Raw genomic sequence first — 13,797 nt, forward strand, 5'->3', positions numbered from 1 at the left:
CGAGACTACTTGCGTTGTCCATCATCAATAATGGTGATCTGTCCGCCATAAATACAGGAATTGGAGCACGTATTCAGCATAGCGTCTGCAATGCCTACCTTGACATCCTCCTTGCCAAAGAACCATGGACGAACCGTCCTGGGTACACACATCGCCACACATTCCGGCGGAGGAAGTTCTTCCAAAGGGATATCCTCTTCCTTGGTGAATAGGGATTTAAACCAACCGATATCTTGCTTGGGTGCAACAACAGCCTCTTCCACTTTTTTCATCTCGGCTTGTACATCGGGGTTACTCTTACTTGTACACAATCCGAAAGGCCGTACATGGGTCATTGATAAGTAATCAAACACATTCAATTGCGGCTGTTCGTGAATGTAGTCCCCATGACTTGCAGGTACAATCAGTCTCGCAGGGCGCGTCCCCAGGCTACATATAGCGTAGGCACCGTGTACCGCATAACTGCTGTCTTCCCCCATGACTACTCCTCCTCTCCTATCTCAATGCTCTCCAGTGTCATCCCCCATAGTTCACGCCGCAATACACTTTCCGTAACATCCAGATTGATTATCAACCTTTTATCGTCAATGCCTGCAATCCGGAACACAGCATGACCTGCTGCCTTATGCTTGTCGATCACAATCCGGGTCGGCCTTCCCCACGGATCATACTCGGACAGACTGGAGAGACAGTCCAGTCTGTCCACCAGAATAAGCCAGTAGGTTAGCTGTGTTTCTTCTACCACATTGGTGAGCACAGCGCATTTGAACATAATGTTATCATCATGCATCTCCATTACTTTTTTAAGTTCATCGGATACAAGCACAACTGGTCGATCGATAAAATCGGGAACGATCTTGTTCTCCCCGTGCACAAAAACAACAGTCAAATCTTTGAGCTCCTGAGATTGATCTGTCGTTATTTCCAATGTTCTTGTGGCAGATTTCAGTCCTTCAAATGAAATCAGGTGCTCATCCAGATTCCGATCCTGTGAAATCATAAAGTACTCCATGTGTTCACCCCAAATCGTCAAATATCATAATAGAACTGCTTAAATTCAGATCAGAAATAAATACTCAATTCATTGAGTTGCTCTTGACTTAGTTCAAGTTGTAAAATATCCCTTTCATCGAAATGAGCTCCTTGCAATTGACACTCTTCGAAGATCGTCTCTTTGAACAACGCACCTCTGAAATCTGCTCCCCTGAGATCCGCATGTGCAAACCGAGTGCCTGTCAGATTCGCTCCTCTAAACCGGGTGGCAACAAACGGAGGTATATGGAATTCCTCCCGATTTGGTTTGATATAACTGCCATTGACTTCTTCTAGTTGTGCTTCCGTCAGGTTGGCTTCACTAAAATCGGCACCATGAATAAGACTATGTGCAAAATTGGCATGAATGAGATTCGTATGACGGAAATCGGCACCAATTAGGGGACATCCAATAAGCTGACTTCCGTTCAAAATTGCCGCTGTAAAATAGGAATAACTAAGGTTGACCAACTTAAAGTACATATCGCTGAGATCCAGTCCTCTAAAATTACCGTGTACATATTCATCATGATCATTGGGAGTGAGACGCTGTCTGACCTCATCCGTGTTAAGATCACAGGAATCGTATTTGTAGACAAGCTCATTGAAGTCCTTATACTCACCTGCACGGATGAAGACTTCCACCTCTTTCTGCATTTGGAGGAACGCATCTTGTTCAACGACCGTCTTCATGACATGCCTTAGTAGATTAGCGACATAGTGCATATAGAGGGAAACTTCTTGTCTCGTGATCAAGTCCAAATCTGGCTTAAAGATTTTACCCACGTACATTTTACTCTCGTTCAGAAGTAACTCACTAAACTGTTTCAAATAATTGAACGCCCAACTGGCATCATATTCGACCATATATTCTAATGGATCCCCGTAGAGTTCATGATCATAAAAATAAACCCGGATTCTGAAATCCTGATGAATGATACGGTGTCTGAAAAAGGTGATATGAATATGTTGAATCTTACCCTTTCGCGCCTCATCCTGTAGCTGCTTCACCTTCGTGCACGCCTCCGTGAAAATCCTCAAAACATTCTGCTCCAGTTCTTCAAGGTGATCCCCCAGATGATGATGTAGAGCACTGATATATGAAACCCTATGATTCGGAACGAAATCATTACGTATTTGTGATAAGGCTTCTGCTCTTTTCATACGATAAGCACCTCCTTCTCACGGTTTTAATATTCAATAAATATTCAAATCTGTTAGTTGGTGAATACTTCTGTACCTGCCAGTTTGGCGTTCCCTGACTCATCAAGGGTGATTTTCCCACCTTTATCTGTTCCTATGACAATTTGGTTTTTGGCAGTTAGAAGCAAAGATTTCTCAGCACGGATTCGCACACTCTCCTGGGAGTGAAGAGAGACTTCTTTTTGTCCCATAATGGTAACGGCCCCACTCGCTTCTAATGTGATGATTGATTGTCCATTATTGGCAGATATCTGTACATTGTCCGGCGTAAGTTTAACTTCCATACCCGCTGGATTGCGAAAATACCGAACGTTGGGATCTGACATGCGGTCGCCTCCCGCCGCTGTACCGGAGCCACTTCCACCGCCCGATGGGGCAGCGACCATAACGCCCGAACTGCCCCCTCCTGAGTTTGTCTGTACTTGTGCAGCTTCCTCGGAATACGTATTCACTGAACTGATCGCATAAGCTTCCCTTTCCTTGGGGCTTGGAAAATGAACTCTGACACTGTCACCTTTCTCTGGCATGCAGTACCATCCACTTCCATCTTCAGAGGCATAGGAAGTAGCATAGGGGAATGCATATGCCGTACTTTCCTGAGCCTGTCCGTCAATTTCAAGTTGCACCTTAACGGTGTCTCTTTGAATGGTAAGGACTCTGCCCCCAATCGATGCACCGCGAATCCCATCATTGTAGCGCGGTGCCTTATTCATCGCTTTACGGCTTGTAATCGTATACCGATGCACCATGAGCCCTTTTTCCATCGTTGAGATGCATTTCTGTATGCAATATGGACGATTTTGAAAACGAATGACATCGCCCAACTTCAGTACGCGGTGTGTTGTGACTTCATAATGGACAAAATCCGACTCATGGATGGGAAACTTACTGTTCTGGGATTGTAGCAGAAAGGAAGACAAATCTTTTTTGACTATATAGTTGTAGTTCTCCAGGTGTTCATCCGTATCAGCATCAGGGATTCCAAAGAAGATTTTCACGTTACTTAAATGAGCTGCTGGCAAGAGGACCGTATTCTTGCGCGCAGCCATTCTTTTGAGAAATGTCCAGTCAGTCTCGTAATATTGTAGTACAAACTTCCCGATAGGTTCATCTGATCCCACAGCATAGATAACGTCATAGTTCTTGTAAGTATTGCCGACCTCCTTAGCAAGTGAAGCGTAGTTCATGGAGGGATTCTGAAACGAACGAGTATTTAACTTCAGATCCAACATGTAGGAATAAGTTTGCGCTTCTGCCTGTATGTAAAACACATCAAGTACTTTTCGCATCTCCAACATTGTGATTAATCCGCAAAACAAATCCTTGTTATCACCCTTATCCATTACTTGCTGTACACTAACCGGAGTTAAAGCCTGAATAGTTTGCATATACTCTTCATGCTGTTCCTTGGTGATTGTCCCAGAAAATGTGAGCTTCCCATGTTCATTCACCATCTGTTCAATAGAGAATTGTTCAAGTCTCATTTGGCCAAAAGGAGTTATTTTGACATTCTCATAAGAGAGGGCTTCAGCACTCATTGAATTCTCACCTCCAGTGAAGATATCATTCCGATGATTACGGGCTTCCAATAAGGTAAACGCTTGACGTTACCGTTCATGTTAAAGAGCAACTGATGGTCATTGATCTCGATAAATGCCAGATAGTTAAATACCTCTCCATTAGCCACAGAGTTGGTGAAAAGGCAGTATTTGGTGTCCAGTGGAGAGGACTCGACCTTTCCTTCCTCTATCCATTTCATGGCCATGTCCATGGAACGAAATTGTTGTTGCATCACTTCTCTAAATTGTTGAATTGACATGTTTTGAGTAGGCCTGATCCAGTTCATGATCAGATTCAATTCCTTCTCTGCACTGCTATAGACAAAATGTTCTGCTGATTCAAGAGAAGGTACAAAATCCTTGGGAAGGAACATCTGAATACCCGTCTGCATAATGTCGAATTGTTCGAAGGTCACCTCAGCGCTTTCTATGGTTAGCCCCCCCGCGCGTAAACCTGTCATCACGTCATTGTGCGACAGTATTTCCTTCGTGTGCTGCTCCGTCTCCGCTCCAACATTTTTTGTAGAAAATTCCTCCTGTTGGGGTTGGCTTCTACGTTGCCTTTCAAGTTTGGCAATCTCTTCATCCAGATACGTCATATTCATTGCCTCCTTTTTGAGCTCAGTCTACAATCATTCTCCCACTCCGTGCTCCTGACCAATGAGCATTTGGCCTTTTTCTGCGACCTGCTCCATCCAAAATTATGGACAACTGCTTATGAAGTTGAATATTAGAATAATGGTTATACTCTGTTCCAGTCTTCAACGAAATATAGTGCTGAATTGCTTCACGAGAGACCCTCTCAGAGTTCAGACACATGAATGAGAATACAAGATCCTGAGCTTCTTCTGAATTTGTTTTCAGCATTTCTGTTGCAAAGTAGCGCATGATCTCTGGCCTTAGTGTTGGTGATTGAACTGCAGCGTAAGGGGCATGAAGATCACTCCAAGTATTGTACTCGGTAGCGATATCTGTAAAATCCTGATACTCGGAACGAAGAACTGCACCCGGCTTCAACTTGAACCTGCCTAGTTCGGCCTCTTCCAATCCCAATGTCCCTTCTTCCTCCAGCACGATCTCGGCATGGTAAGAGGTAGAATCAGGTCGCCGGGTCGGCTCAAGAAAGATCATTTTTAGTATGGAGGTCCTTCCTGTTGCTATATAAGGGAGAGAGTATTCCTCTTCCAACATATACAGGCGACCTGCCTGTTTGAAAATTCCTTTACTAATTGCCAAGTCATGTTCACCAACTGCAACCTTTAAGCCCGCAACGATACCGTCTGAATACTCCCCATATGAGATATCCATAAAGGTTCGGGGAAAATCCCTGAGATTCTCAAGCATTTCAGTTCGTAAAATGCGTCCCTTTTCAAATCGTGGTACGATATGAACTAACAAAATATTTCCCTCCTTTCTCTACTTCTGGATTATTTGGTTCCATCAAAGAAATCCAGCTCTGACAATTCAGTTTCAAAAGGGAAAAATCCTTTGGGTCCGAGATATAGCTGTTCATCGTGTCGTGAGACAGGCACAACCATGAAGCCCCACCGATGATCCCCCGCAAATACAAAGTACTTTGCCTCTCCATTGCGTATGGAATCAGTATCATCCTGCGGGATGTGCCTTCCGAAAATTCGATGGATCTCTTCATATGGTTGCGCTTCATAAGCCTCTGGTTGATTATGATAAATGTAACGATGTGTTCGCTTGCCATCATCCGAGGTAAGGAAAAATTCAATCTCTGTTGCTTGAGATGGTCTTGATATAAATCCTGATGTCTGCTGATCATTTAGACTGGCGATTAAATTCCGCTCTTGTCCTGTATGAGTTAAGGCACTAACTGTATAGGGAATAGCTGGTATTTGATGTGTCACTCGTGAATCAATCATTCCCATTTTCTTTGAATTCAGATATCGAATAGCCCCTCGTAAACAAGCCATCTTCAGTTCAGGCGTTTTCTGAGAATCTTCAGCTTTTTGTCGGAACTCAATACTTTTCCCAGGCACAAATTCTTTGAGTGCTTCCCGAAATAGATCAATTCGGCAGGATTGTCCTGTAAGTTTAATGATCGAGTAATCCTGTAGCTTTCCATTCAGATAGAACTCTTCCAAAAACTTGCGTACGATATTATAGATGTCAGCTTTCAGTAGTTGATGAATCTCGCGAATATTAAAAACAACATCAGGAAGATGGTGCTCATCACGAAATCGTCCATTGTCGATCACAGAGATCAGCCAGCGATCCATGACTTTAATATTAAGATCCGTATCAGGGGTAAGCCCCTGTTCCGCTTCAAATTTGCTACGTAGTACCCCGGTCCGATGGAAAAATTCTTTTTTCATATTCTCCGCCGTGCCCCATAAGAGATGAAAATTATTTAAAACCCTCTGATACTCTTCTCGGGTTGCATTTTCATACTCTTCGAACGCAGTAGGAAGAATTCTTCCCGCTTCAAGATAGCGCTTTTCCAACTTGTCATAAACTGCATCGACTCCAAATTCATCCACATGTCGATAAACGTCCCCTCCAGGTATGCCAATCAAGGTGTCAATGTCTGTATCAGTGGAGCGCCCATCCGTTGCATAATAACCAGCGAATACAATCTTCATAAATTGCATAATTCGATAAGTTAGATTATTGCCACCAAAATTCGTATCTCCGTTCTCAAAAGTGGTATGAATGTCTAGCTTGTAAGCAATTCTTCCATCTTCGATCCGAAATCGACATGAGGATAAATCCGTGGTACCTCCCCCGCAATCCATTACTAGTGCCTGGTACTCTTCACCATCTGCAAAAGTCCCTTTATCCATGTGATCAGCAAGTGTATTATAGAGAACAGCCAAACCTTCATCTAACGCATCGACTGTAATAATGTTATAGTCAGGCAGGATTGCTGCGAACATCTCCAAAAATTGGGTCTGTAGCTTAACTGGTGCAGTAAAGTGCAAATTTTTGAATCGACATTTAAATTGTTGCTCCGCTGTTCGAATAACATGTCGAAGGAAAGCACCCAAGATGTCGCTTCGACTGACAATAGCTGTATTCCCCTCGGAATCAATCAGTTCCTCGTTGATTTTGTAGTTGTTAACCCACCGTTTGATTCCTCTCAATACACTGGCCCGAGTTCCCCCAAATTCGTAATCTCCAATAGCTTCCTCGCCAAAAGCATAAACAATATGATTCAAATCTGAACAATCCAAGACACGAACTGCAGTTGGAAGAACTTCGCTCCACTCCCTACCCTTGCGTTGTGGAAAAGCTACATAATTAATTTTATTCAATTGAATGGAAGAACTGTAACCTGTGTCAGGATTGGATACATACCTGTTATCCAAATAAGCCCCTGCAGTCGTATTGGATGTCCCAAAATCAATGGCTAGTACAGTCTCAGTTGTCTCTGTCTCTTTAATGATTAGTTCGGAGACAGAGACATCAGATACATGAAAATTGAGAGGGAGAAGAGGTCTATCACTGTAGTAAGTGTTATAGAAATAATCCGAATCTTTTTTCTTCACAAATAACAGGCTATAATTCTGATTCGATGTTTCTATTAGATCTGTATCCTCGTCACGGGACAAATAGAATGTACCCGAATGTTGTTCATCTTTGATCAAGTTTAAAATACCGCATAATTGACCTAATCCATTCACCAGCAAAACGTTGGAGGTATTCAGCCAGCCCTCATCGGAATGGATCAAATAACGATCAATTCTCCCCGTACGTACGCCTTTATACAATGTTAATCTAGCTGGGACACGTATACTGCCACTCTCCGACCTTCGTTCTTTCCAGAATCGAGACAGTACTGATTCGATTCGTTCGAATCCACCTGGCTGATGACGCGTAATTAGGAAATGCTCGTCCGCACTTCTGAATCTCATGATCAAGTCAATCAATGCGCTTCGATCTAAACGATTAGCCAATCCTTCTACCAGACGCTGTTTATTGCATATTTCAGTCAATTGGAACGTCGTCATTTGTTCCAGTTCTACTCTTGTATACCTAGTTGCGAATGGATTGCCTCTGAAATCCGCGGCTGGATGATTCAGCCTGTACGTATAGTGTCCATTCATCTCTCACATGTCCTTTCATCCAAGCAGACACCCTGCATTTAATACAGTGCGATTGCCTCAATTCGCATGGTTGTTTCTTCTTCCATAATTCCAAAATGATGCTTCCAATAGAACTCAATACTGAAATGAAGTGGTAAGAATAAATTCATAATGAGATCTACTTTGGAACGAGCGAAAGTTGTTTCTTCCTGTCCCATATAAATAAGAAGTTCATTTTTTTCTTCACAATTGGCATAAATGATTGATCTCTTAAAGATCCTGTTCATCGTTTGCTTCATAAAATGAATTGTTTCACCTGTCTCATAAACCATTAATAGTTTTTCACATATAACATCCCGTTCTTCCCTATCTAAAGAATGAAATGAATTGGCTACTTGTTCACCATAGGCTCCATTTTTGATGTCTCTGCTGAGAAAACGAATATAGAACTCACGTTTGTTCATCCCTTGATAGAGATCCATTTCTCCCAGAAAATGAACCATAATATCGAATAGATTTTCCCTAAGTTCATATACTTCTTCATTATCTGGCAGAAAGAGTTCTTTAAATATGGAATAAAAACGATAATAGGGATTCACTTCAACCGTTTGTTCGATCTCTGTTACATTCAGATTCTCCAGACTCAATTCCATATAGGGAGAATAGGTGGTAGCAGGAATATATTTGATGCTACCTTGGTCTATATTATTGGCTTGTGCCTGTAGCATGATATCCCAGATGTAGTTCATAGGCATGTTCCCTCACAACAATATTCTGGCAAGTATCTCTGGACTTCAGCCACAAGGAAACTCAATACATCAGTATGTAAAAATTCCGGAATGGAAGACTGAATTCCCTTATCAACCCTAATACTTAAGTTCATGACAGGTTTCCCATGCTTCGTACGTATACTGTCGCTCACGAATGTATTCAGTGGATAGGTGACAGATTTCTCTTTCGTCACTATCTTCACCTTACCCTCTAACGGATCTTCGACTTTAATATCAACTAGTTCAAAACCTTTCAATGCTTCCAAAGAATTAAGGATACGTGTTATTTCTGCCTTCGATCGAATGCCCCGACTTTGTCCCTCTGCAAAACGGGTTACAAATGTCTCCTGTCTATGATTGGAACATACGGGATATGGAAAATGGCTCAAATTTGTAGTAGAGGGGTTTGTAATTTTCAACATATTCCAATCTCCCGATGCATCTCGGGGTGTTACTATAATTAATTTATCTTCGGTTCGTTGAATGTAGCGTATATCTCCTTGAGTTCCATCCACCAAATAGCCATGTTCTGTCCCTTCTTTACGTAAAGAAAGCGTGTGTTCGTAATTGACCCGATCAATTGCGGGCATAGGAAACCCTGTATTACGTTGAGTTATGGACTCCAGATTCCATAACGGAATAATGTCAGAGCGTTTATAGGCATCATACTCTTCCAATGAAATGGATATTTCTTTGATTTCCTCATGAACCGCTGGTTCCCCTTCCCCTCCAACAAGAACACAATCCACGAATTTGAAGATATAAGGGAAGTTAATAGTTCTCCAACTCACTCCATTCAGCATGAATGCGTGATACAACTTCTCTATTTCTTTAAGGTATGTAAGATTTGATTTTAGACGAAAGGTTAAAGGATATGTTCCTGCATTCGTGGTCAATATCCCCTTAAATGTCCGATCACTTTCGAGTAAACGTCTGATTTGTTCAGTCTCCAGTTCAAGAAACAATGTAAACAGTGAAAGCTCCCCTCCATCACGGACAACCTGCACAACACCACTCACATCCAATATTTGATTGTCCAAATCGGAAGCAATAACCGGACTTAAAAACTCGTGAATTGGATCGTAATCATCACGATTGATCAGAGACGTATAGAAATCAAATTTATCTTCAAGATGCTCCACCTCATCAAAAACACGTTGCTCAATTTGCTTGTTCAGCGTCTCCTGATACTCCACAAGATTAAGAAAAACGCCTGTCATGAGATCTTTGAGCATGCGGCGTTGTTCGAGATCCTCCATCTTGTTAAGACGGTCACGAATCATGTCTTTCATCATGAATCTCCTCCTTCCGATGACTCCTGTTCGTTCACGTCAGTCTCCGTGGTGTCGGTGCTTCCGTCAGCCTTGGAGGCTGAATTACTGCTGGCATTACTTGTCGTTTTTCCAGCAGAAGCACCTGAGCCAGAAGTATCCACACTGCCACTTCCAGCTGAGGTGACATTACCAGTGGAAGCACCATTCCCCACTGTATTGCCTGCGCTCATACTTCCCGTACTCCCGGTCATATCTGAGGTCATACCCGATGTATTTGCTGTATCTAATCCTGCCGTATTCTGCGTAAGATCAGCCGCCGGTACAGGTGGGTTCAATTTTTCATCCAACTTGTTTATTTTCCGCTCCATGGCCAGCACGCGTTCCAACATATCGATCTCCTGATAAATTTCCTGTGCCGAAGCATAGGCATCCATGGCTCCACTATAGTCTCCAGCTTCATTGAAGCGGTCACCCTTCTGTTCCAGCGTATCTGCTTGAAGCTGCCGGGATTGCCGTTTGATATCTGCACGTTTGGTCTCGGCCGTCTCCAGTTGCGTAGCAATTTCCTTCAGCGCATCCTTGTAAGCTGTCTCCGTCGCGGCTGTTCTGGCCCTTTTATACAAAATGATCGCTCCACTGTAATCTCCGTTCTGGAGTTTCAGATCGCCCTCGGTGATCCAGTCTTGCACTTGCTGGAAAGTCGTCATCTGCTCCAGGCGCTCCTGAATAACTTCCCGGTTGAACATGCTATAGGATTCAGACAATTCTAATGCTTTGTTGTAACTCGCGGTTGCTTTGGTAATGTCGCCTTCTTTCAGGTGAGCTTCCCCATCAACCAGCGTCTGAGCAGCAGCCATTTTCGCAGTCAACAGCTTTTTATGTATAGGGTCCTTGATTTTGATGGAATTATTGCGCGCCAGACTGTAGTCCGAGACTGCCTTGGCATACTCTTGTTCCTTGACGTACTGGTCTGCGGTCTGTTCATATTGCAGCATATCTACGGCCAATTCAGCTTTTTTCGCTGCACTTTTCACCGCGTAGAATATGCCGGCTCCACCAAAAATCAGGAGCATAACCAGCATGATGGCAATCCGCTTAATCCATTTCTTACGGTTCTTGGGCTCTTCATGAAAAATCTTGTTCACATATATGGCTGCCGCACTATAATTCTCGATACGGGCACGCTGCTTGCTAAGCATCACTTCTTCAAGCGTATCCGCCAGCGTCTGCGGGTCATTGGCACCTTCAACCGCATCGATCATCTCGGCATCCTGAACACCTTCCCATAATCCAGGGGTGCAAAGCACAAGAACATCGCCATCGGCCAGCTTGATCTTATCCGATACATACGGCTTGATCATGCCAGGTTTGCCCGCATATTCATTCAGATTACCGCGTTCATCATGCTGATCCACACGATCCTCTGCAATCTGGCCTTCGGCTGCCAGCTGAGCAGCAACGCTGTGATCCTTGCTTTTTAATGCAAGTCGATTTCCACGAAAATGATACAACCGGCTGTGTCCGGCAGATGCCCACACCATACGTGTATAGTCTGTCACAACAATGACGAATCCCGCTTTGAGCCTGACTCGGCGACTTTCATACTGAAGCCATTCATGTGCAATCTTGATATATTCTGTTAGTCTGCGTTTGGACATGGTTGGCTTTTCCAAAAAGGATTCCAGAATGGTCTGCACTGTGATCTGTGCGCTATTCACTTCCGTATCCGTATCCAGGCCATCTGCAATGACATAACAGGCCCAATCTTCCAGCTCAACGCAGCCGTAGAAATCCCGATTTTTCAGGAAAGATCCCGCTTCCGAGACAAAAGCCGTCTTGAATTCACTGTTCTCCTTCCTCATCCGTCTCCCCATTTCCCTTCCCTGTGCGTTGCCTGATCCGTTACCATCCTTGCTCCAAAATGATAATCGTGGCATTATCCTGATGCACGAGCTGTTTTTCTTCAATCAAATCAATGATGGTCTGGGCTGCATCAAATGGCGACATGTCTTTCGCCAGTATAGTTTCCAGTTCCATCTCAGTAAGGGAGTTGTATACCCCGTCACTGCATAACACAATCTTGTCCGCCGGCTGCAGTGCAAACGGCTCGTCCGCGATTTCCATTTGTTTAAAATGGTCGTACCCCAAATAGTTGACCAGCCTTTTGCGCTGCGGATTATCCAACGCCTCCTGCTCCGATATCTCTCCAGACATATACTGTTCTTCGAGTTGAGTTTCCAGTGTATGTTTATGATTGATAGCAAGTAGCTCACCTTTGCGAAACACGGCCAAAATGCTGTCCCCTACTGCTCCCCAATACAGCTCCCTGCCCTTGATCATGGCTGATACCAGCGTCGTTCCTCCAGGAACGCCAAGTAAATTGCGAAGAATCGCCTGGTTTGCCGCATGGGAAGAAGCATCCCAAAACTCTCCCGGATCAGGAAACCGCTCCAACTCTTCAAACTCACGGATAAATGTTTCTACAGCAGTTGTACTGGCTACTTTCCCACCAGATAAACCGCTAATTCCATCGGCAAGTACCGCAAGTACACCATATGGCTCCACGGCACAGGCAAAATAATCATCCTGCTCACTGCGAGCACCAATGGTCTGTCCATTCCCGATCTGAACACCTACTGGCCTATCGTCACGTTGCCTTACCGGAATCCGGCTTCGGACGAATAACAACAACCAGATCGACAAACAGCCTGCTGCCAGAACCCAATAAGGCGTTAGCTCCTTGTCGTGCCACAAGATCATAAAGGTATTCACTGTTGCTCCCATTCAAAATGCACACCACATAATGGGATGAAAATGAATTTACTCCGTCCCAATTGAATGACGTCGTACGCAGCCAGTTCCACCGGAGAATAGACCGCTTCATTGTTGTGATAAGCAAGGCCAGAAGCATCGCCGGGCAGCAGATAGAAATTCCGTTTTTTGGGATCATACACAATCACCGCATGATTACGCCTTGAAATCGTGTTATCCCCAAGGATTCGAACATGCATCTCTTCCGAACGTCCAATAAAGTTCTTTTCAGCCATAATTCGATAATCCTGGCCCATCTGCGGACCTTCGATGCACACCATCCATCCCGTTACCGGTTCAATTCCTGTCGTTTCTCCCAGGTATGGCATCGTTCTGTCATCCTCTGCTGTGCGAGGCGCGCGTGGGACTGCTCCCGCTGCTTCACTATTGCCGGAGGCCGGTGACTCGACGGCCAGATTGCAATATGGACACGTGTTTCCGTGCCGTCTCGTACTGAACATATGTCCGTTTCCACATCTTGTCAGACTCATTTCTTTTCATTCCCCCGTAAGCTTGTATAATGGTACGCCAACGTTATTTCACCAAAATTCGGGTATTGGCAATATAAATTAAGTCCCCTGCCTCAATCAGGCTGGGTTCTTCGATTTCCAATTTGGATGATCTGCTTTGATTTCCCTTACGAACACCTACGCCGCTAGCCGAGTCAATATCCTCGATAAACCATTGGCCCGAGGCTTTGTTCAGCACAGCATGTTGCGGACTGATGAGGGAGGCATATGGAGTATCGGACAGATCAATGTCCGCCTCACTGTTCTTCGAACTTTTTCCGATCAATACACTCGTCTCACCCTGAATGTACCATTCCTTCACACTTGTACCGTCGTCGTCCAACAGCACGAGTTTCACAACACGTGAAGACAACTTCTTCTTTTCCCCCTTGGTGGCAGGTATGTATTTAAAAAATAGGTATGCTCCCCCGGAGAGGACTACAATAATTCCAGTTATCCATTGGGCACTCATGTCCCGGTTAATGATGAATATGTAATACAGCACGGCTAACGAAATCATGGCGACGCATGCGTCAAGCCCTATCGTCATTACCGACCTTCCTCGTCTCACTTCCATAACCTCCGCC

At 44.1% G+C, this 13,797-nt stretch carries 13 protein-coding genes; all 13 read right to left on the bottom strand.

Going from position 1 to position 13,797, the window contains the following annotated elements:
- Nucleotides 1-5: 5 nt before the first annotated feature.
- Genes OM416_RS07540 through OM416_RS07600 form a run of 13 tightly spaced genes read right to left on the bottom strand, consistent with a single transcriptional unit; the run spans nucleotide 6 to nucleotide 13,760 of the window.
- A complete protein-coding gene (locus OM416_RS07540) occupies nucleotides 6-479 on the bottom strand; it encodes a DUF4280 domain-containing protein (protein ID WP_264928169.1) in 474 nt (157 codons plus the stop codon).
- 2 nt (nucleotides 480-481) lie between these two features.
- Nucleotides 482-1,012 carry a hypothetical protein gene (locus tag OM416_RS07545; protein ID WP_264928170.1) on the bottom strand — a complete coding sequence of 177 codons (531 nt, stop codon included), beginning with the start codon at nucleotides 1,010-1,012 and terminating at the stop codon, nucleotides 482-484.
- Nucleotides 1,013-1,062: 50 nt separating this feature from the next.
- Entirely contained in the window at nucleotides 1,063-2,196 is a 1,134-nt protein-coding gene (locus OM416_RS07550) for a pentapeptide repeat-containing protein (RefSeq protein WP_264928171.1), read from the bottom strand.
- Nucleotides 2,197-2,249: 53 nt separating this feature from the next.
- Nucleotides 2,250-3,773: a hypothetical protein gene (locus OM416_RS07555; RefSeq protein WP_264928172.1), complete on the bottom strand. Its 1,524-nt coding sequence runs from the start codon at nucleotides 3,771-3,773 to the stop codon at nucleotides 2,250-2,252.
- A complete protein-coding gene (locus tag OM416_RS07560) occupies nucleotides 3,770-4,393 on the bottom strand; it encodes a hypothetical protein (RefSeq protein ID WP_264928173.1) in 624 nt (207 codons plus the stop codon). The genes OM416_RS07555 and OM416_RS07560 overlap by 4 nt, the downstream gene beginning before the upstream one ends.
- A gap of 22 nt (nucleotides 4,394-4,415) precedes the next feature.
- Nucleotides 4,416-5,192, bottom strand: coding sequence for a DNA and RNA helicase (locus tag OM416_RS07565; protein ID WP_264928174.1), 777 nt, complete (start codon nucleotides 5,190-5,192; stop codon nucleotides 4,416-4,418).
- Between the two features lie 29 nt (nucleotides 5,193-5,221).
- Nucleotides 5,222-7,867 carry a molecular chaperone gene (locus tag OM416_RS07570; RefSeq protein ID WP_264928175.1) on the bottom strand — a complete coding sequence of 882 codons (2,646 nt, stop codon included), beginning with the start codon at nucleotides 7,865-7,867 and terminating at the stop codon, nucleotides 5,222-5,224.
- 38 nt (nucleotides 7,868-7,905) lie between these two features.
- Nucleotides 7,906-8,595, bottom strand: coding sequence for an iron-dependent peroxidase (locus tag OM416_RS07575; RefSeq protein WP_264928176.1), 690 nt, complete (start codon nucleotides 8,593-8,595; stop codon nucleotides 7,906-7,908).
- Nucleotides 8,592-9,911, bottom strand: a complete 1,320-nt coding sequence (locus OM416_RS07580) for a normocyte-binding protein (RefSeq protein WP_264928177.1) — start codon at nucleotides 9,909-9,911, stop codon at nucleotides 8,592-8,594. The genes OM416_RS07575 and OM416_RS07580 overlap by 4 nt, the downstream gene beginning before the upstream one ends.
- Nucleotides 9,908-11,752, bottom strand: a complete 1,845-nt coding sequence (locus tag OM416_RS07585; protein ID WP_264928178.1) for a SpoIIE family protein phosphatase — start codon at nucleotides 11,750-11,752, stop codon at nucleotides 9,908-9,910. Before OM416_RS07585 ends, OM416_RS07580 begins: the two co-directional genes overlap by 4 nt.
- Nucleotides 11,753-11,792: 40 nt before the next feature.
- Nucleotides 11,793-12,674 carry a PP2C family protein-serine/threonine phosphatase gene (locus OM416_RS07590; RefSeq protein ID WP_264928179.1) on the bottom strand — a complete coding sequence of 294 codons (882 nt, stop codon included), beginning with the start codon at nucleotides 12,672-12,674 and terminating at the stop codon, nucleotides 11,793-11,795.
- A complete protein-coding gene (locus OM416_RS07595) occupies nucleotides 12,659-13,192 on the bottom strand; it encodes an FHA domain-containing protein (RefSeq protein ID WP_062835604.1) in 534 nt (177 codons plus the stop codon). Before OM416_RS07595 ends, OM416_RS07590 begins: the two co-directional genes overlap by 16 nt.
- Nucleotides 13,193-13,235: 43 nt before the next feature.
- A complete protein-coding gene (locus OM416_RS07600; RefSeq protein ID WP_264928180.1) occupies nucleotides 13,236-13,760 on the bottom strand; it encodes an FHA domain-containing protein in 525 nt (174 codons plus the stop codon).
- Between the last annotated feature and the right edge of the window lie 37 nt (nucleotides 13,761-13,797).

It is taken from the genome of Paenibacillus sp. LS1 (assembly GCF_026013365.1).
GTDB lineage: Bacteria > Bacillota > Bacilli > Paenibacillales > Paenibacillaceae > Paenibacillus.

Bases quoted from the DNA above. Each gene is read 5' to 3' on its own strand.
- OM416_RS07580 (WP_264928177.1), bottom strand. From the start codon at position 9,911: ATGATGAAAGACATGATTCGTGACCGTCTTAACAAGATGGAGGATCTC.
- OM416_RS07555 (WP_264928172.1), bottom strand. From the start codon at position 3,773: ATGAGTGCTGAAGCCCTCTCTTATGAGAATGTCAAAATAACTCCTTTT.
- OM416_RS07600 (WP_264928180.1), bottom strand. From the start codon at position 13,760: ATGACGATAGGGCTTGACGCATGCGTCGCCATGATTTCGTTAGCCGTG.
- OM416_RS07585 (WP_264928178.1), bottom strand. From the start codon at position 11,752: ATGAGGAAGGAGAACAGTGAATTCAAGACGGCTTTTGTCTCGGAAGCG.
- OM416_RS07545 (WP_264928170.1), bottom strand. From the start codon at position 1,012: ATGGAGTACTTTATGATTTCACAGGATCGGAATCTGGATGAGCACCTG.
- OM416_RS07540 (WP_264928169.1), bottom strand. From the start codon at position 479: ATGGGGGAAGACAGCAGTTATGCGGTACACGGTGCCTACGCTATATGT.
- OM416_RS07560 (WP_264928173.1), bottom strand. From the start codon at position 4,393: ATGACGTATCTGGATGAAGAGATTGCCAAACTTGAAAGGCAACGTAGA.
- OM416_RS07550 (WP_264928171.1), bottom strand. From the start codon at position 2,196: ATGAAAAGAGCAGAAGCCTTATCACAAATACGTAATGATTTCGTTCCG.
- OM416_RS07590 (WP_264928179.1), bottom strand. From the start codon at position 12,674: ATGGGAGCAACAGTGAATACCTTTATGATCTTGTGGCACGACAAGGAG.
- OM416_RS07575 (WP_264928176.1), bottom strand. From the start codon at position 8,595: ATGAACTACATCTGGGATATCATGCTACAGGCACAAGCCAATAATATA.
- OM416_RS07595 (WP_062835604.1), bottom strand. From the start codon at position 13,192: ATGAGTCTGACAAGATGTGGAAACGGACATATGTTCAGTACGAGACGG.
- OM416_RS07570 (WP_264928175.1), bottom strand. From the start codon at position 7,867: ATGAATGGACACTATACGTACAGGCTGAATCATCCAGCCGCGGATTTC.